17 protein-coding genes are annotated in these 19,979 nt (G+C 40.8%); 5 read left to right on the top strand and 12 right to left on the bottom strand.

Translation table 11 applies throughout. The annotated features are described in order from the left end of the window. Positions 1-68: 68 nt before the first annotated feature. The 3 genes from VH441_RS07540 to ettA all read right to left on the bottom strand — a co-directional run bounded on the left by VH441_RS07540 (position 69) and on the right by ettA (position 3,645). Positions 69-1,520, bottom strand: a complete 1,452-nt coding sequence (locus VH441_RS07540; protein ID WP_434353035.1) for a sodium:solute symporter family protein — start codon at positions 1,518-1,520, stop codon at positions 69-71. Next, complete coding sequence (locus VH441_RS07535) at positions 1,513-1,839, bottom strand: hypothetical protein (RefSeq protein WP_434353034.1); 327 nt, start codon at positions 1,837-1,839, stop codon at positions 1,513-1,515. Before VH441_RS07535 ends, VH441_RS07540 begins: the two co-directional genes overlap by 8 nt. A 147-nt stretch (positions 1,840-1,986) precedes the next feature. Beyond that, a complete protein-coding gene (gene ettA / locus VH441_RS07530) occupies positions 1,987-3,645 on the bottom strand; it encodes an energy-dependent translational throttle protein EttA (protein WP_434353033.1) in 1,659 nt (552 codons plus the stop codon). 138 nt (positions 3,646-3,783) lie between these two features. On the opposite strand from ettA, the gene VH441_RS07525 reads away from it, so the two are divergent. Further along, the gene (locus VH441_RS07525; RefSeq protein WP_434354382.1) at positions 3,784-4,068 is read left to right on the top strand and encodes a GNAT family N-acetyltransferase; all 285 of its coding nucleotides are present in this window, start codon (positions 3,784-3,786) and stop codon (positions 4,066-4,068) included. 140 nt (positions 4,069-4,208) lie between these two features. On the opposite strand, the gene VH441_RS07520 is transcribed toward VH441_RS07525, so the two are convergent. Further along, a complete protein-coding gene (locus VH441_RS07520; RefSeq protein WP_434353032.1) occupies positions 4,209-6,647 on the bottom strand; it encodes a Tex family protein in 2,439 nt (812 codons plus the stop codon). A gap of 247 nt (positions 6,648-6,894) precedes the next feature. On the opposite strand from VH441_RS07520, the gene ompR reads away from it, so the two are divergent. Further along, positions 6,895-7,632: an osmolarity response regulator transcription factor OmpR gene (gene ompR, locus VH441_RS07515; protein WP_434353031.1), complete on the top strand. Its 738-nt coding sequence runs from the start codon at positions 6,895-6,897 to the stop codon at positions 7,630-7,632. A 173-nt stretch (positions 7,633-7,805) separates the two neighbouring features. Then, positions 7,806-8,342 carry a YcnI family copper-binding membrane protein gene (locus VH441_RS07510; protein WP_434353030.1) on the top strand — a complete coding sequence of 179 codons (537 nt, stop codon included), beginning with the start codon at positions 7,806-7,808 and terminating at the stop codon, positions 8,340-8,342. A gap of 102 nt (positions 8,343-8,444) precedes the next feature. Here the strand turns inward: VH441_RS07510 and VH441_RS07505 are convergent, their stop codons facing one another. The 6 genes from VH441_RS07505 to VH441_RS07480 form a co-directional block, all read right to left on the bottom strand. Continuing rightward, positions 8,445-11,498, bottom strand: a complete 3,054-nt coding sequence (locus VH441_RS07505) for an efflux RND transporter permease subunit (protein ID WP_434353029.1) — start codon at positions 11,496-11,498, stop codon at positions 8,445-8,447. A 2-nt stretch (positions 11,499-11,500) separates the two neighbouring features. Further along, the gene (locus VH441_RS07500) at positions 11,501-12,829 is read right to left on the bottom strand and encodes an efflux RND transporter periplasmic adaptor subunit (protein WP_434353028.1); all 1,329 of its coding nucleotides are present in this window, start codon (positions 12,827-12,829) and stop codon (positions 11,501-11,503) included. A gap of 287 nt (positions 12,830-13,116) precedes the next feature. Next, positions 13,117-14,163: an NAD(P)H-dependent flavin oxidoreductase gene (locus tag VH441_RS07495; RefSeq protein WP_434353027.1), complete on the bottom strand. Its 1,047-nt coding sequence runs from the start codon at positions 14,161-14,163 to the stop codon at positions 13,117-13,119. Between the two features lie 136 nt (positions 14,164-14,299). Continuing rightward, positions 14,300-14,845 carry an acyl-CoA thioesterase gene (locus tag VH441_RS07490; RefSeq protein ID WP_434353026.1) on the bottom strand — a complete coding sequence of 182 codons (546 nt, stop codon included), beginning with the start codon at positions 14,843-14,845 and terminating at the stop codon, positions 14,300-14,302. 22 nt (positions 14,846-14,867) lie between these two features. Continuing rightward, a complete protein-coding gene (locus VH441_RS07485; RefSeq protein WP_434353025.1) occupies positions 14,868-15,863 on the bottom strand; it encodes a YheT family hydrolase in 996 nt (331 codons plus the stop codon). Positions 15,864-15,964: 101 nt separating this feature from the next. Continuing rightward, positions 15,965-16,573: a hypothetical protein gene (locus tag VH441_RS07480; protein WP_434353024.1), complete on the bottom strand. Its 609-nt coding sequence runs from the start codon at positions 16,571-16,573 to the stop codon at positions 15,965-15,967. A 365-nt stretch (positions 16,574-16,938) separates the two neighbouring features. Between VH441_RS07480 and argA the strand changes: the two genes are divergently transcribed. Together argA and VH441_RS07470 are read left to right on the top strand one after the other, a co-directional pair. After that, the gene (gene argA, locus VH441_RS07475) at positions 16,939-18,246 is read left to right on the top strand and encodes an amino-acid N-acetyltransferase (protein WP_434353023.1); all 1,308 of its coding nucleotides are present in this window, start codon (positions 16,939-16,941) and stop codon (positions 18,244-18,246) included. A gap of 41 nt (positions 18,247-18,287) precedes the next feature. Further along, positions 18,288-18,521, top strand: coding sequence for a YheV family putative metal-binding protein (locus VH441_RS07470; protein WP_434353022.1), 234 nt, complete (start codon positions 18,288-18,290; stop codon positions 18,519-18,521). Positions 18,522-18,589: 68 nt separating this feature from the next. Here VH441_RS07470 and VH441_RS07465 read toward each other — a convergent pair whose 3' ends face one another. Together VH441_RS07465 and VH441_RS07460 are read right to left on the bottom strand one after the other, a co-directional pair. Continuing rightward, a complete protein-coding gene (locus VH441_RS07465) occupies positions 18,590-19,183 on the bottom strand; it encodes a YigZ family protein (RefSeq protein WP_434353021.1) in 594 nt (197 codons plus the stop codon). Positions 19,184-19,454: 271 nt separating this feature from the next. Beyond that, complete coding sequence (locus tag VH441_RS07460) at positions 19,455-19,847, bottom strand: alanine:cation symporter family protein (RefSeq protein ID WP_434354381.1); 393 nt, start codon at positions 19,845-19,847, stop codon at positions 19,455-19,457. Positions 19,848-19,979: the final 132 nt, after the last annotated feature.

The following is a 19,979-nucleotide window of genomic DNA, read 5'->3' as shown; positions in this document are numbered from 1 at the left end:
GCTTAATCTTTAAACTGGGGGTTAATTTTTAATTACAACCTATTAAAAATTTGGTATCACAAACGGTTTTAACTCACACGATACTGTCTTTTTTCTGTCAGTAAACTTAGTAGCAACATCGCACCTAAAACCGCATACATATATAGCTCAATACGATAGCCAGCCAACATGTTTGGTATGATGTTAAACAAGCTCAGTAAAAATAGAGTCACACTCACCATAGACGCAATACTCAATAATTGGCGTTTTACTGAAGAGTTAAGCACCGCTGCCACAATCAATGGTAATAGCAATGATGTCCCTACAAATGAGTTAATCGCAAATAAAATCAAAGACTCAAAATTAGATTGCGCCAATACCAGGGATAGCAAGGCAACTATCAAACCAACAATTTTTACCCCATTTTTGGCATTTGGATGGCTTTGAATGTCCTCTTTTAAAAAAGCAGAACGCCACTCCGTGCCAATTGATAATAATTGGCTATCAACCGTAGACATATCTGCCGCAAGCGCACCCACAATAAACATACCAAATAAAAACGGTGTGGCATCATGATTAATTAAATCTAACAAAAAGTTGCCAGTTGATACTGCCCCTTCGTCTACACTCAGCCCAACCGCTCTAAGACCAATAAATAAGGTTGGTAAAATAACGATAAAAGCAAAAAATGCCAAGCCAGCGCTTGAGCGTGCAAAAACTTTATCCGTTTTTGCTACCAGCATACGGGTTGCCATTTGCGGTTGTACATAAGGGATGGTAATAATAGAAATAAAACTAATCAGCAAAAATTGCCAATTAAAAAGCCCAGCAGGTCCAGGCGCTGACATGAGTTGCGGATTAATATCTTTTGCTTGTTCAAATAACTCTGCCACACCACCAGCACCCTTGATTGCAAAAAACGCAATTGCCCAAACAATCATCAATAGCAGCATACCCTGAATCATATCCGTTACAAAAATGGCTCTAATACCACCAAACCAAGAATAAGCAAGCATTAATAAGACGATTGCACACGACCACATTAGGTGCGTATCACCCAAAGGAATGACACTTTGCAATAATATCGCAGGTCCTTTAATGCCAATGGTTACATAAGGCACCATGAAAATGGTGGTTGCAATGATAAAAAAGATAATCGACCAACGTGGCATTTTGCTTTGTTTTAGCCACTCTGTTAAATTTTTAGGAGCATACCCATTGTTTTTAGCAGCCAAATGGCGGGCAAACCCACGCATTTTTAAGCCAAAATACAACAGCAAGCCTGCTAAGCAAACATCTGTAATACCTAAAAACACCCATGAGCCAATCCCATGATTCTTAAAAAAGTCTGGCATCCCCTGCAAAGTAAACGAGCTAAACAAACTGGCTGCGATACCAAACATAGAAAACAAAAAGCCAAAGCCATTGCCAAATAAATATTCATTATTGCTGACTGGGCGACGTGCCGTGTAAATGCCAATACCTGCCAAAAACAGTAAATATATCACTAAAAAGAGTATAACAAGCGTTTGGTTATCCATTGTTAACCTCCTTTTGTGTATTACTATTTATGGAGGCAGTCGATGAAGGCGTTGCCGATTGCTGCTTTGATTTTGTTTGATTTGAATCTAAATTACCATAATCATTAAATGATAGTTTGATTGCACTAAAAATAATAACCAGCATCATCAAAAATGCCAAAGCTATCCATAACCACAAAAATTGAGGCATACCCGCAATAACTTGGCTTTGGGTTTCTGATGCGACTTGAGTGGAAAATATGGCAAAAAGTGACGTTGCAAGTGGTAAAAAGACACAAGCGAATAAGACACCTGATGTGCCTTTTTTAGTGGATTGCATGACAGAACTCCTCTGTTTTGCGGTGATATGTTGTCAGTGAACCCCTATCCGTCTATCGTATAGGGCGTTTCACATTCTAGTATATATGGATTTTGACTGCAAGTTAGCAAAAAATAAAGCCCCATCAGTATGAAGGGGCTTTTTTTATTAAGAAATCTTTTTATGTTTAACTCGTTTTGGAGTGGCATCGGCTCCCAACTGTTTTTTACGATACGCCTCAAACTCAGAGTAGTTACCATCAAACCAAATCGGACCTTCGTCTTCAAAGGCTAAAATATGTGTGGCAATACGGTCTAAGAACCAGCGGTCATGCGATACACACATCACTGTACCTGGGAATACTTGAATTGCATCCTCCAAAGCACGCAACGTTTCTACGTCCAAGTCGTTAGACGGTTCATCCAGCAAGATAACATTTGCCCCTTGCTTAAGCGTTTTTGCCAGTTGCAAGCGGTTACGCTCACCACCAGAGAGTTGCCCAACGTGTTTTTGCTGATCTTGACCTTTAAAGTTAAAGCGACCAATATAAGCACGGCTAGAAGTTTCATAATCACCGATGGTAATCATATCCAAACCATCTGAGACTTCTTCCCACACTGTCTTTTTATCATCTAGCTCATCACGCACCTGACCAACATAGGCAACCTTAACACTCTCACCCAGCTCAACCGTCCCTGTATCTGGGCTGTCTTTGCCTGTAATCATGTTAAATAAGGTGGTTTTACCAGCACCGTTGGCACCAATGATACCCACAATCGCCGCAGGTGGCACAGTAAATGATAGGTTTTCATATAACAAACGGTCGCCAAATGACTTAGAGATGCCATTAACTTCAACCACTTTATTACCCAAACGAGGACCAGGTGGAATATAGATTTCAGCGGTTTCGTTACGCTCTTGGAATTCTTTAGAGTTCAATTCTTCAAAGCGTTGCATACGAGATTTAGATTTGGCTTGCTGACCTTTTTGGTTTTTACGCACCCATTCCAATTCTTTTTTCAAGGCTTTTGCAAATGACTCTTCCTGCTTTTGCTGCTCTTCTAAACGTCTGTCTTTTTGTATCAGCCATTCAGTATAGTTACCTTCATATGGATACCCATGACCACGGTCAAGCTCCAAAATCCACTCAGCAACATTATCAAGGAAATATCTATCGTGGGTAATTGCTACAATAGTACCACTGTAGTCGTGTAAGAAATGCTCTAACCATGCCACAGATTCGGCATCCAAGTGGTTGGTTGGCTCGTCAAGTAGTAGCATGTCTGGCTTAGACAAAAGCAGACGGCAAAGCGCCACACGGCGTTTTTCACCACCAGAAAGCTTACTAACATCGGCATCCCAGGCTGGTAAACGCAAGGCATCAGCCGCTTTTTCTAGCTGATTGTTTAGGTTATGCGCATCCCATGATTGGATGATGTCTTCCATTTTGCCCTGCTCTTCAGCGAGCTTATCAAAATCAGCATCAGGTAATGCATATTCTGCATAAATTTCATTCAGACGGTCTAATGCATCTAATGCTTCGCGCACACCATCTTCAACATTGCCACGCACGTCTTTTTCTGGGTCTAATTGTGGTTCTTGCTCAAGATAGCCAACTTTAATGCCTGCTTGTGGGCGTGCTTCACCGCTGAACTCTTTGTCAACGCCTGCCATAATTTTTAGCAAGGTAGATTTACCCGCACCATTAAGACCTAAAACACCAATTTTGGCACCTGGAAAAAATGATAAGTTAATGTTTTTTAAGATTTCACGCTTGGGTGGAACAAGTTTTGACACATTGTTCATGGTGTAGATGTATTGAGCCATATTGTTTAGTCACTTAATGTATGATTTTTGGTTAGAAAGTCGAAAACTAAAATGGGGTTTATTATCTCATTGTGCTACACTTAGGGCAAGTAGAACAGTCACTTAAGTTAAGGATTAGCAATGGAAAGCAACAATCAAATGGAGCAAATAACCCACAATCGCAAAACGCAGCGTTTTGAAAGCACACTAGAAGTAGACGGCGAAAACTACACAGGTTATATCAGCTATAAACGCCAAGGTGACAATATTGTTTATGATCACACCATCGTACCAAAAGAGCTTGGTGGGCGTGGTGTTGGCTCTGCTTTAGTAAAACATGCGCTCGAATTTGCCAAAAAACAAGATAAAAAAGTGATACCTCAATGCTGGTTTGTAGAAAAATATATTGCTAAGCATGAAGAATACCAAAATCTTTTGGCATAAATCTTGCTTTGAAAACATCAAAATAGCCGAAAAAAAATCATTACATACAGCACACATTGTATATATCTTTAGCCTTCCTTACGCTAAACATAAAAAACGCCCATCATCATGGGCGTTCCAAACCGTTACGCTTAAGCAACTTATTTCTTTAATCCTGCCTCTTTAAGCAAAGCACCAAACGAGCCAAGTTTATTGGCATTCGCTTCTTTACCTTTACTGTTACGATTTTGCTTATTAGCATTATTTGAACGGTTGTTAGTACGATCTGAGCGGTTATTTTGTTTTTTACCACCGGCGTTATTTCTGCGTGGTTTTTCTGCATTTGGTTTTGACTTGCTACCACCCTCTTGCGTTTTCATGCTAAACCCAATACGCTTACGGTCTTCATCTACCGCGGTTACTGTTACTTTTACAATATCCCCTGGTTTAACCAAGTTAAGTGGGTCTTGAATAAAGTTGTCTGCCATTTCTGAAATATGCACTAAGCCATCTTGGTGTACGCCCACATCCACAAAGCAACCAAATCCAGTGACGTTTGTTACCACACCTTCTAGTTGCATACCCACTTCTAAGTCACTTATGCTATTAACAGCATCACTAAAGTTCGCCGTTTTAAACTCTGGACGTGGGTCATGGGCTGGTTTGGCAAGCTCTGCAATAATAGAAGCCACCCCCATGCCATCAGTTTCAATGCCTGTGGTATCAAGCGTTTGTAGTTCACCATTATTGCCTAATACATCTGCCAGTGATTTGTCAGATTTTGCTAAAATCTCATGTACTAACTCATAGCTTTCTGGATGAACACCTGTCGCATCCAGTGGCTCTTGTCCATCACGGATACGTAAGAAACCTGCCGCTTGTTCAAATGTTTTGGTCCCTAATCTAGGTACTGCTTTTAAGTCTTCTCTGTTTGCAAACGCACCATTGTCTTTACGGTAATTAACAATTTGTTGGGCAACGTTGCGGTTTAAACCTGCAATATGCGCCAAAATGGCTGGGCTTGCCGTATTAACATCAACACCCACGGCGTTTACACAATCTTGCGTTACTTTATCTAGGCTGTCAGCCAGTTGTGTTTGGTTCACATCATGCTGATATTGCCCCACACCAATGGCTTTTGGATCAACCTTAACCAGTTCTGATAGCGGATCTTGCAAACGACGTGCAATAGACACCGCACCACGGATAGATACGTCTAACTCTGCAAGTTCATCACTTGCCAGCTCACTGGCTGAGTATACCGAGGCACCAGATTCATTAACCACAACGGCAGTTGCTGTTAAGTTCTCATCACTAATAATTTGCTTAATTAAAGCATCCGTTTCTCGGCTTGCCGTGCCATTGCCAATAGCAACCAACGCTACATTGTAAGTAGTAATCAGCTCAGCAATTGTCGCTTTTGCTTCTTCAACCTTACCCTGACCACCATCAAACGGATAAACCGTAGAAATAACTGGCTCACCAGCCTCACTTTGCAATACGTGACCTTCAGCCCCAACCACTGCCATCTTCACACCATGGCGGATACCAGGGTCAACACCCAAAATCACTTTACGACCCGCAGGCGCAGCCATTAATAAATGTTGTAGATTGTTGGCAAATACATCAATCGCATCTGCTTCGGCGGTTAAGCGTTTTTCAGTCAATAAACGATGCTCGATATGTGGGCGCCATTTATCTGACCATAAACTGGTTGCTGCTTCTACTAAAAAGTTTTCTCTTTCGGCAGGTTGTAAACCAGCCAACTCAAAATTGTTCACTATTTTGTCAATAAAGGGGGCATCTTCGCCATCTACTTTTAATGTTAAAACATTTTCTTGACGACCACGCAACATGGCAAGCAAACGGTGATTAGGCAAACGTGCTAGGTTTTCACTATGCTCAAAATAATCTTTAAACTTTTCGCCAACTTCGCGTTTTTCATCGCTAGCAACAACCGAATTTAGGGTCGCTGTTTTACCAAAACCATTACGCACATCATCTAGCAGCGCTAAATCTTGTGTCCATTGGTCAATAATAATTGCTTGCACACCTGCCAGCTGTTTTTGTGTGTCTGCAAAGTCAACTTCTACTACCTCTCCGGTATCATCCGTAATATTTTCTGGTAGGCTATAATTTGCTAACGCATCTAACGGTGCCACTTGTGTCTCTAGCACTGCTTTAGCGATTGGCTCAAGCCCTGCTGCTTTTGCTTTTGATGATAACGAACGGCGACGAGGACGATATGGCAAATAGATATCTTCTAGCTCAAGTTTTGACTTAGCGGCTTCAATACGTGCTTGTAATGCCTCATCCAAATTGCCCTGCGCTGTTAACAAGTCCAAAATCTTAGCGCGGCGAGTTGCCATATCACGCTCATAGTTAAGTGACTTTTCTAGCACACGCAGTTGAGCATCATCTAGCCCACCAGTTTGCTCTTTACGATACCGTGCAATAAATGGCACAGTCGCCCCCTCATCATACAATTTTACAAAAGCGGTAATTTGCTTGGTTTGCACACCCAAGTTTTGGGCAATTTTTTCATAAATTTTTGCCTGAGTGGTGCTGTCGATTTCTGGTTGAGTAGTGGTTGTAGACATGTATTATCCGTACAAAATTATTAATTTTAAAGCCTTACTTGTTAATAAAGCTTAGTTTTTTAAATATAAAATTTTTGCCATTATAACAAACCTTTAATAATATTTTTAACGAATATTTGCTTGTTACCAACAAATAGGTTTACACTTGTAAACAAAATTGCATGTTTTTTGCGAAAAAGAATGCAATTTTACCTGCAATCTTATACACTTAAAATATAAAAAGTTTGTATAAAAAAGGAATATTTGAATGACTGATTCTAGCTCAGACCAAGTGACCCAACGCATCCTAGTTGTTGATGACGATGCCCGTTTGCGTAGCCTGTTACAACGTTTTCTAGAAGACGATGGTTTTGTGGTACGTACCGCTCATGATGGCAGCCAAATGGATAAATTAATCCAACGTGAGCTATTTTCATTAGTAGTTCTTGACCTAATGTTACCAGGTGAAGATGGCATTAGCATTTGTAAACGCCTACGTGAAGAAAATGCAGACATCCCTATTATCATGCTAACCGCAAAAGGTGGCGACAATGATCGCATTGCTGGGCTTGAAGCGGGTGCAGATGACTACCTACCAAAACCATTTAATCCAAAAGAGTTGCTTGCACGCATTAAAGCTGTTTTACGCCGCCAAAATCGTGAGTTACCTGGTGCACCAAGCCAACAAATGGAAGTAGTTGATTTTGGACCATGGTCATTAGACTTATCAACTCGCACCTTAAAGCGTGATGACAATGTGGTGACGCTAACTACTGGTGAGTTTAGTGTTTTAAAAGCATTGGTACAACACCCGCGTGAGCCTCTAACACGTGATAAACTCATGAATCTTGCTCGTGGGCGTGAATGGGGCGCAATGGAACGCTCAATTGATGTTCAAGTATCTCGCTTACGTCGTTTGATTGAAGAAAACCCATCACAATCACGCTATATTCAAACCGTATGGGGCGTTGGCTATGTATTTGTACCTGATGGTTCAGAAGGCTAAAAATAACAGATAAACCAATAGCGATGGCAAACTAATAACAGATAGTTTCCATCGCTTTTTTTATTTTAAAATATAATGAAAATCAGTTACAACATTATCTATAATATGTTAACATCCAAATCGATTTTTTATAATGTCACTTAACACAACCATCATAAAATAAAGGATGTTCAATGAAAAACCCATTAATTTTATCTGCAGTTATGTTTGCAAGCCTCTATTCGGCTACTGCCTCTGCCCATGCAACCTTTGAGCAAAAAGAAGCCACGATTAACCAAAATTATAAAGCGGTTATTCGCATTCCACATGGTTGTAAAGGTAGCGCAACCACTTCAGTCAGTGTCACTCTGCCAGAAGGTGTTATTAAAGCAAAACCAATGCCAAAAGCGGGTTGGGAGATTGATGTTGTACGTGGAAAGTATGAAAATACATACCAATATCATGGTGAAGTTACCGAGGGTGTAAAAAGCATCACATGGAAAGGTGGAAAATTACCCAATGATTTTTATGATGAATTTGTATTCCGTGCCAGAGTAACTGACCATTTTAAAGCCAATGAAGTCATCTATTTGCCTGTTATACAAACTTGCGAATCTGGCAGCAATAAGTGGGTAGAAATCCCTGAAGCTGGTCAAGACGCGCATGACCTTAAACGCCCTGCGCCAAGTATCACCGCCATTGAGGATACTTCTCACGGTCATCATCACTAGGCAGCGCATAAAATATAAAAAAGATGGTTGTTAATAAACAACCATCTTTTTTTGTTTTTATAAAACCGTTTGTAAGTTTTAGTAAATCAATCTTTAAAACTACTATCTACTTGCAGGCTTAAACATTTTAACCACAAAAGCTGATAAATCATCCATAAACGTATAAATAACCGGGATAACAATCAAACTGAGCGCCGTTGATGTTACTAAGCCGCCAATCACCGCTGCTGCCATTGGCTGACGGAAAGTTGGATCTGCACCGCCTAGCCCAAGTAACAAAGGCATCATACCGGCACCCATCGCAATGGTGGTCATAACAATGGGTCTTGCTCGCTTATGGCAGGCATCTATCAAGGCATCAAAACGGTTTTTACCATACTCGTTTTGCGCAATAATGGCATAATCCACCAACAAAATTGAGTTTTTAGTCGCAATACCCATCAGCATGATAAAACCAATCATAGAAGGTAGTGACAAACTACTGCCGGTTACCAAAAGCCCAATAAACGCCCCACCAATTGATAACGGCAATGCCATTAAAATGGTAAATGGTTGCAATACTTTATGGAACAGTAAAATAAGCACGCCAAAAATACAGAAAATACCAATGCCCATTGCCATCGCAAAACCGCTCAGCAACTCTGCCTGATTTTCTGCTTCTCCTGTTTCATTAACACTAATGCCATCTGGTAAGTTTTGCATAATTGGCAAACTCTGTACCGCTGTTTTAATTGGTCCTATATCACCACTCACCGAGCTAATCGAAAACTTAATCGAACGTTCTCGGTTAAATCGTCTAATTTGCGAGGGTCCGCTTTTAAACGATAAATCTGCCACATCCCCCACACGCACATTGTTGGTTACATACAAATCTGCAAGTTGGCTAACGTTAGCACGTGCTTCATCTGGTAGCCTAACCACAATGTTAATTTGGCGACTATCCAAATTTAGCTTGGAGAGACTTTGCTCAAAATCACCAGCCGTCGCAATGCGCAACGTATTGGCAATCTGCCGGGTAGTCACCCCTTTATCTGCCATCGCCAAACGATTCGGGTTAATAATCAACTCAGCCTTCGGCAAACTTTTATTGTTGCTTACTGTACTAACAATATCCAACTGGCGTGCTTGCGTCATTAACATTTGTGCGGTTTTCTCTAGCAACGCTGGGTTATCACCACTGAGCTGAAACTCATAGCCAATGCCACCACCTGTTGCAATCCCAACACTAAAACGGGCTGCTGGTATGTCTTTTAATGCTTCAATAATTTGCCCTTCTATTACTGCTTTGCTTGGGCGTTCATCTCTTGGTGCCAGTACAATATCAAGGCTTGCGGTGTTAACAGAAGAGATACCTGTGCTGTCTTCATTCATTTGTGATTGGGCTTGACCCACCGCACTCATCACACTCTCAATACCTTCAATATCTTTAATCGCTTCATAGGTCATGCTGGTAATTCTGGCGGTATCTTCTAGTCGTACATCCGGCGTTAACTCAATGGCAACTCGACTTTGGTTCATTTCATCAGCTGGGATAAAAGTGCTTGGTAAATGTTTTACCAAAGATACTGACCAAGCAAAAAACAATACCATAGCGAAAACAGTAAGCCAGCGGTGTTTTATCGCTTTTTTAACAAAGTTTAAATAAGTACTCATGATAAAGCCGTCTTTTTCCTTTTTTGGCGGAATCGGCTTCATAAAATAGGCTGCCATCATTGGAGTAATCAAACGGGCAACCAATAAAGACATAAAAATTGCGATGGCGGCAGTCCAACCAAATTGTTTAAAAAACTGCCCAATAATACCACTCATAAATGCCGTTGGTAAAAATACGGCAATCAAGGTAAAGGTGGTTGCAATTACAGCCAAACCAATCTCGTCGGCAGCTTCCATCGCCGCTTGATAAGGTGTTTTGCCCATTTGCAAATGGCGGACTATGTTTTCTACTTCGACAATAGCATCATCAACCAACACACCAATAACCAAGGATAACGCAAGCAGCGATAACATATTTAGACTAAAGTCTAAATACCACATGCCCAAAAAGGCAGGGATGACAGACAAGGGCAATGCCACTGCCGACACAATGGTCGCACGCCAATTTCGTAGAAACAAGAAAACCACAATAACGGCTAATGCACCACCTTCTATCAGCATATTCATTGAAGTCTTATAATCTTCTTCAATAGGTTTTACTGTATTAAAAACCTCTGTAATGGTTAAGCTTGGGTCTTCTTTTTGTAGTTCATCGAGTGACGCTTGCACCGCATGAGCAACTTTCACCCCATCAGCAAGTCGTGTCCGTGTGACTGTAAAAGCAACAACAGGGTTGCCGTTTAACTCAGCCGTGGATGCTCGCTCTGCCTCACCATCTGTGATAGTGGCAAGATTGGATAACGGCTCTGCACCACCCGTAGGCAAGCTAATTTGCATATCGCCTAACTCACGTGCATTTTCTACGGCGCCTAAAATACGAATTGTTTGAGCATAGCCACCAACCTTGGCTGTGCCGCCAGAAGTATCCTGCTGCGTTGCTGAAATTTGTTGAGACAATTGGCTAATTGGCATTTGCAAAGCATTCATGCGGTTTGGATTTGCTGCGACCGTAATCACACGGTTCACCCCACCAATGCGTCCAACATCACCAACGCCTGTAATCTCCGAGAGTCTTTTATCTATGTCATTATTAACAAACCAAGACAGCTCCATTTCATTCATTTTCGATGATGAGATGGTATAGGTAAGAATTGGCTCACTTGCCATGTTTACTTTAGAAATAATGGGGTCATTAGCCGCAGCAGGTAAGTCGCCTTTAATCTCATTAATTGCAGAACGCACCTCATCAACCGCTTCTTGTAAATCTTTTTCTAGCTCAAACTCTGTTGTGATGGTTGCCGCACCCGTTTGCAGGGTCGTGCGCATGGTTTTAACCCCTTCAATACCAGCAAGTTTGTTTTCAACCTTCTTACCAATATCATTTTCTAGCTGAGCAGGTGCCGCACCAGGTAGAGGCACTGTCACTATCACAACGGGGAAGGTCACATCAGGAAACTGCTGCACCTTCATCTTGTTAAAACCAAAAATGCCACCTATCATTAACAAGGTAAACAGTAAAATAGCAACCAGCGGATTTTTAATAGAATATGCCGAAAAATTCATGACTATTCTCCGCTGGTATTCGGCTTATTAGCGTTACTGGGATTATTGGCAGTGGTTTGCTTTAATTTAGGCTGGACAATGTTCACTAAGTCCCCTTCGCTCAAAAAGCTGCCCCCTTGACGCACAATAGCTGTATTAGCAGGGATTTGAGTTTTCACCGCTACGGCATCTCCATATTGTCCACCCAACTCAATTTTAAGACGTTTGATACGACCAACCGTTTGCATTTTTCCGTTTATATCTTGCTGCTTGATTGCATCAACCAACATCAAGTAGTCATATCCATCATTACCCACCACAGCAGATACAGGAACAACCTGTTGTGACTGACTGCCTAAAATAAATTCACCTGTTAACAACATGCCAGACTGGATGTTTGGGTTGGGTGCTAAACTTGCAAACACACTTATTTGACGATTATTACCGGCAACGGGGTTGATTCGGCTAACCTTCCCTGATATTTTTTCACCATTTACTGTTTGTACCAACACAGGCGTGCCAGCCTTAATTTGACTGACTTTTTCTGGGTTGATATCGGCTTTCCATTCTAAACGACCACCCTGAATGATAGTAAACAAAGGACCTTGAGGGATTGCACCAATTTGCGCTGTTTTTTCACTAATAATGCCAGAGGCGGGGGCAACGACTCTGCTGTTATTTAAGGTAATTTTTTGATTATTGAGTTGCGATTGTGCAGCCACCAAGCTGGCTTTTGCCTGATTTTGTGCCGTTATGTAGGCATCTACCTCTTGTTTGCTCACAGCATTCATTTTTAATAAGGGCTCAACTCGGGCAACATCTGCTTTTGCTTTGGCATAGGTTGCTTTTGCTTGCATCACACTGGCTTCTGCCTGCATCACATTTTGCTGAAGACTTTGAGTATCAAACAATGCCAATGTTTGACCTTTTTTAACCCAGTCGCCTGTATTAACCAATATTTTTTCTATTGCCACACCAGATACGCGCCCACTAATACTGGCAGTATCCTTTGGTGCAACAGTGCCATCTGCCTTTAAATTAAGCCTTACGTTACCAGTTTGGGGCTCAATAATTTCAACCGCTAATACAGGTTGCTCAACCGTTTTTGAATCTTTATCCGTTTTCGTTGCTGCACCATTACCAACATCATGTGCTATTGCATTGCGATTAGCGGCTTTATCTGCCCAAAATTTGCCAAACAAAACCCCAACAACAAGTACCGCTAACAACAGCATAAGATAACCAAGTTTATTTTTTACATGATTACTTTTATTATTGCTGTCGTTGCTTGGCGAATACGTATTATGATGCGGTGACGCTTGTTTTTTTTGTTGGTGGTTTGATTCTGTCATGTAGGCTCCCCATATGCCTAATCAATCTTAGCAATATCAGATAGATTTATTTAAAAAGATAAAAATTGCTTTTAGTACTAACGATTATACGCAATTTAGTGTAGATAGTTAAACAAACTTGGAGGATATGGCAGGTAAATGCGTAACAACTGTTTTTAATGGGTTTTTAGCCTTGATAAGCGTTATATAATAATAAGCTGGTAGGTTGTCATTAAACTACATAGGATGCCCCATGATGTATAAAATCACACGGCATCTTTTATAACATGCCTACCAGCTCATGTGTATTACCATAACCTTTGCATAAGCTCGGCAACACTTTCCTCTCTCACCAAATTAACACCCTGCCCTGCCCATAAAGACAAATACTCAGGGTTTTGTGTTTGGCTCGCATTTGTACGCATTTGTTTTGTCATTGCGTTAAGTTGAGGATATGCAGGCAAGGCGTTTTCATTATCATATGGGGCATATTTATCCATATACTCATTTACTAGCCCACGTGCTTGTTTGCCAGAAAATAGTCGGGTTAAACGTGTCACCTTATGCTGTGTTTTAGCCGTTTTTAGCAGCTCTGCTTTATAAGTTGGATTAATGCCACTTTCTTTGGTGGTTAAAAATGCCGTACCAAGTTGCGCAAGCTCTGCACCTGCTTGTCGTACTGCATCAATATCTTGCTTGGTCATAATTCCACCTGCGGCAATCAGTGGCACTTGCGTTATCGCCTTCGTTTGACTAATGAGCGTTAATAAACCTAATGGATCCGCCTGCGATTGAATTAGCCAACCACCACGGTGCCCTCCCGCTTCAACGCCTTGCACACAAACCATATCTGCCCCAATATCTGCCCATGCTTTAGCTTCAAGTGGGTGGTTTGCCGTACCAACAACCAAGCTGCCCACATCATGCAATGCTTTAACTTGCGCTTTCGTGATAATGCCAAAAGTAAAGCTAACGACCGCAACAGGATTTTTTATTAACACTTGCAATTGGTTTGCAAATATCTCTGCGGGCTTTTCTGGCAAACTCACCTTGATATTGTTTTGCTGATAATAATCAACAAGCCATGATGGCATAGGACTAGAAAAATCGGTCGATTCTTGTTCTGATAACACCATCAAGTTAACTGAAAATGGCTTATCTGTCAGTGCTTTAATTTCATTAATTTGCTCATTCAACTTTTCTGGTGAGGTCATACCCGCACCCAGCGAACCCAGCCCGCCAAACTCACTAACTTGGCTGATTAGCGCAGGGGTTGTTGCACCACCTGCCATTGGCGCCTGTACAATTGGTCGTGTAAGGTTAAGTGACGTAAATAACTTGCTGACAACTTGCATAATGACTCCTTGCTAAATCATAAAATTAAAATTTAAGCAGATAAGACATCTATCTACACCTTCTGTTATATCTCTAGCAAACAATATAAGCAAACCATAATCACCATTTACTTACAAAATAAAGCAGGGACTTATTTTAAGTGGGTGGCCATGGTTTTAGTTCATCCGACTCAGCCCAAGTTTTCATCCAACCTGTTAATGGCATTTTTAAATCTGGCATGCCCAGCTCATTTAGTATTTCTTGTATTTCAACTACTTTGCCTGTTTTTACGCTCGTCACAGCAGTACGGAACAACGCCGATGAAGCAGGCTTTCCTTCTACCCACATAGACTGTTGCATATAAATCCATTTATCATCAAACCCTGCTACCTTAGTTTTAATGGTAATTTTTTTAAATGCTCGCACACGTTTTCGATATTGGATATTCGTACCCGCTACAACAAAGCTCCAACCTTTTTTTAACAAGGGTTTGCCTAAGCCACTGCGCAAAGCAAAGTCGTTACGTCCTAAGTCATACAGCGTTAGCACTCGTCCATTGTTCATTTCTAAAAAAATATCTAAATCTATTAAGCTACTGGTAAACTCTATTTCCCCTGTATCAGTCAGTGCTAGTTTTTCACCTTTACGTCGTGCATTGGCAGCTGCTGCTACCGTTTTAACCAGTCTAAAAAATGGATACATTTAATTTCCTTTGCTGTTTATTTTATTTGCTATGTCGCTTAAAAAAGTCTAATGCGGTATTAGGCAACCAGGTTAAATCTAATTTTTGTTTTGGGCTGGCTTTTGAGCGATACTGAATAAATCCGATATGCCCACCGTGTTGGGTATCAAGTAATGTTACCGCTGGTGATACATCCTGCTGAGTTGCCGTTAACCCTAAAAACGGGTCATCTTTTGCAGTAACAATTAAGGTTGGCTTGGTAATTTTACTTAAAAAAGGCAATGCAGATGCTTGATTATAATAATCGTTAGCAGATCGATAACCATGCCTTGGCGCTGTAAATACGTGGTCGAAGTCACTTACCGTTTTACTTTGCATGACGGCTTCAAACTCTTCTTTTGGCAAGTTGTTTTCTAGTGCTTTTTGCAGCAGAGGTTTAAGCAAATATGGCGTGTAGACTCTTTTACCTACAAATTTTTGCATTGCAATCGCTGAAGATGCTAAATCAACAGGGGCAGATACAACAACCGCCGCTTCACATACGGTATTATCGCCATATTCACCCATATATTTTGCCAGTACGTTGCCACCCAACGATACTCCAATCACAAAAATCGTCGTATAATCTACGCCCAACTTATTTAACACATGATGCGCTTCTGTCGTATCACCTGCATTGTAAAAGACATTGCCAGAAACAGACACCCCGCCGCAACTGCGGTAATGCGGCACGACAAAATGACAATCTTGCTTATGCACCACATGTGCTAAACTGCGGGCATAATGGCTATCACTGCCACCTTCTAATCCATGAAACAGCACAATCAACGGCTTTCGATATTTTCCATGTTCATTTTTGCTATCTTCAACATCATAAAAGTCATAAGCAACTTCACTTTCATTTAATGAGTCTTTCACCAGTTCACGACGGTAATCTGGCATTTTGGGCGCAATAAATTTTGGCAAAATACTTTGTAAATGCGGGTTAGACAGCCACTTTGGTGTGTAAAATTCTTTTAAAGTAAATGCGTTAGTCATCAGGGTAATCTCTGTTGTATCGGCTTATGTTTGTAGCCAACTATAACATTAAAAACAAAAAACCTTGAACATCACATTCAAGGTTTTTATTTATAAAACAATTAATTGAGTTTAACACGATAAGCCACTTTGGTTGAATCATTAGCAGCAATATTAGACAATTGCCAACGCAATGCCTTGTATTGATACAAAGGTACTGCCTGCATCTGCCCATTCACTACCGTTTGCAACGGTACAGTAGAGTAAATATTGCCATCTGTTGTCGCTTTAGGAAAATTAGGCACTGTGTTGCCAATCAAGGTGGTACCTTTAGGGATACCCATGGTCACAACCATATTGCCAACTCGCTCTGCATTATTGTTGGTTAATTCGGCAGTATATTCAATAATACTGTTTCGCCCTAACTGGGTAGATCGGGTAATGGGCGTCAATACTTCTTGCCCTGCTCCGTTTTTACTAACTAAAGAGGCCTTCACATTAACAGCAATGTCTTGAGAAGAAGACGGCAGCGATTGAGTTACCGGCTTGTTCATCATTTTTGGTGAGTTAGATGTTTGTGTTGGCAAGCTTTGAAATACGATTGGTTGTGATGTTTGGGCACCCTCAACACCTGTTGTATCGGCTGTTGGCAATACGGCGTTTGCTTGGCTTGTGGTCGTTAGCAGCCCGCTTAGTACCATCCCTAACATTAATGCACTTAATTTTTTCATAAAGGTTTTCCCTATTTAATAAATTGACTAAAAGTTATTGGCACTTTTTGGTTTTGTTGACAACCAGCATAACAAAACTGACTTACTCTGGTGCAAAGCACTTGTTTATGTTATGTATCCTACCCTAGGTTTTTTACAGTCTCATGTTACTACTTTCAGCAAATAAAACAAAATACAAAATAAAAGATGGCTGTATTGGTAATATTTTGTTAAGGTAAACCATGATATGGTGTGCGATGACCCATATAAACAGTTATAATAATGGTTTATCGCTGTTAATTTACGGCAGACGACCGTACCTAACTTTTTACATACTTATATATTTAGTAAAGACTCACTTTTATTTATTATCTACAGATAGCAATATGTCAAAAACTACATCCGAATATATTCAATGGTTTAGAAACTCAGCACCTTATATTAATGCCCACCGAGGCAAAACGTTTGTCATCATGTTTGGCGGTGAGGCGGTTGAGCACAAAAACTTTAGCTCATTAATCCATGATTTTGCGCTTTTGCATAGCTTAGGTATTAAACTTGTGCTGGTTCACGGTGCTCGTCCTCAAATTGAGACAAATCTTAAAAAGTTTGAGCAAACATCCCCCCTGCATAATGACTTGCGAGTTACACCTCGTGAAGCCATGCCATATATTCTTGAAGCCGTTGGCTCTATTCGCTTACAAATTGAAGCGCAATTGTCTATGGGTCTAGCAAATTCACCCATGTATGGCTCTCGCATTGATGCGATTTCTGGCAACTTTGTAACAGCACGACCTTATGGTGTCCATAATGGTGTGGATTACCAAATGACTGGTGAAGTGCGTTCTATTGATGTTGATGCCATTAAAAACAACTTACGCCACAACCACATTGTTATCCTTGGCTCAACAGGCTATTCAACAACGGGTGAGGTATTTAACCTGCGTTCTGAAGATGTGGCACTTAACGCTGCCATTAGCTTAAATGCAGACAAACTCATATTTTTGAGTGAAGAAGACGGTATTAACGATAATGGTCGTCTATTGTCTGCTTTAATCCCTAATGAAATAGACCGCTTTTTACGTAATAAACCATTAGACCAAGACATCAACTACTTTTTATATTGTGCTGCAGAGGCTTGCCGTAAAAATGTTCATCGCACGCATATCATCAGTTATGTACAAGATGGCGCTTTATTGCAAGAGCTATTTACCAGAGATGGCTCTGGTACATTAGTCAGCCATGACCCATATGAAGAGATACGACATGCAGGCATTGCCGATGTTGTCGGCTTACTGCGTCTGCTACAACCGCTCGAAGAGCAAGGTATTTTAATTACGCGCACGCAAGAGCGATTAGAACAAGAAATCGATAGCTATAGCGTAATTGAGCGGGATGGCATGATTTTAGGTTGTGCTGCCTTACATCCACTTGATAACAGCTCTGCCGAGGTAGCAAGCGTTGCTATCCACCCAGATTACCGAAATGGCAGCCGCGGTGCTGACTTATTAGCATTTTTAGAACAACAAGCACGCAGCTTGGGCTTAAAAAAACTATTTGTGCTAACCACACAATCGGCTCATTGGTTTATAGAGCAAGGCTTTGTTGAAGTAGAATCAGATAAATTACCTGCCGAACGCCGCATTGAATATAACAATGGGCGTAATTCTAAGGTTTTACAAAAAGCATTGTAGCCTGTTAATGCGTTATTCCTGCAAAGGCAAAGAGACTAAAAATGCGATACCAGTCAACCAAACCCAAACGCCAGTTTTTAGCTGGCGTAAAATGCCCAAAATGTGAGGCGATGGACAAAATTGTACAAATACAGATTTTTGAACCTGAATTTGATGAATATATTGAGTGCCTAGCATGTGGACATAACGAACGTCGACCAACAGAAGGCGAAGTGCAACAAGCGAACACCCATGTTACCAACGCAGGTATTGGTGTGGTTAATTTTAACAATTAGTCGATTTATCGACTGGTTTTACGATAGTACGCTTTTGTTCAAGCAGCATTAGCAAAAAATCGCTTAAATTATTGCTCCAAAATCCGACCACTTACGCCCAAGTTTTCAGCAAACTCAGGCACTTTAGCCATTTCCATTGTGGCCGTTACCATGACCTCATTTGTATAAGTAACATCATCAACTTGCCCAGCAACGGTTCCGATTAAATAGCGTATTTGAGCTTCATGGGCATAGTCAGTCGCTATTTGCACTTGAACCATAGGGATGTATGGCACTAGCTTCATTTCATCTATTACCGCCTGTGCCGAACCAGCATAAGCGCGTGTTAAACCTCCAGCACCCAATTTAATGCCCCCAAAATACCGCACAACAATAATTATCACATTACCAATCGCTTTGTGTTGCAATACATTTAAAATCGGTCGCCCAGCCGTGCCACTTGGTTCGCCATCATCATCAAAGCCAGCACTCGTTGTATTGCTTGGGTCACCAATAATATATGCCCAACAGTGATGACGCGCATCTGGATATTGATTTTTTAGTTGTTCAACATATGTCATCGCCTGTTCTCTGGATGTCACAGAATAAGCATAAGCAATAAAATCAGACTTTTTAATTTCTATTCTGGCGGTAACAGCATTGGCTAAGGTTTGGTAACTCATAATATTTAATCATTAAAAAAAGGTAATATAAACAGATAAACAGCGGTGTTAAACCCTATAGCAACACCCACCTTTTAACAATTTAGAATACCACAAAATACGTTTAGATAATTTGATTAAACAAGCTACCAAGCGTTTTTATACACGCATAAAAAATATTAAAACGTTGCTTTTTAAAGATTTGTATCGCCCCCTGCCATGGCATCCTAGATAATAAAAAACCGCTTTTGTATGCAAAAACGGTTTTTATAGACTGCTTAATTAAACAAGGTTATTTATTGCTATTATCCATCGCATCTTTACCCCAAGCAGCTAAATCAATATCTAATTTTTCATATTGCTGAGCATCAAATACTGGTTGTTTTACCCCTGCCTTTAACTGGCTAGCAAAGTCGTCTAGCAGACGTTTTGCACGAGGGAATAACATAATCAATGCCAACAAGTTAGCCAAGGCAAGCACACCCATTAATGGATCTGCAAAGAAGAATACTGCCGTTGCTGCTGGTGCTGCTGCACCCAAGAACAAGATTGCAATGACGGTTAAACGTAATAATAAAATAGGTAATTTACTATTTTTACCTACTAAAAAGTGTACCGCATTTTCACCCATATAATAGTTGTACATGATAGAGCTTAACGCAAACAACAAAATTGATACCGTCAAGATATATTGAGACCAGCCACCAAGCTGGGCAACAAGTGATTGCGTAACCAACCACTAAATATGGGAATACATTAAATAACATGGGAATAACCGGGAGGAATACCCCAGAAAGCCCCGTGGTAAAGTGTTTGA

The organism is Psychrobacter sp. HD31 (assembly GCF_051097895.1).
GTDB lineage: Bacteria > Pseudomonadota > Gammaproteobacteria > Pseudomonadales > Moraxellaceae > Psychrobacter.
This window is presented reverse-complemented; position numbering and strand designations above follow the sequence as displayed.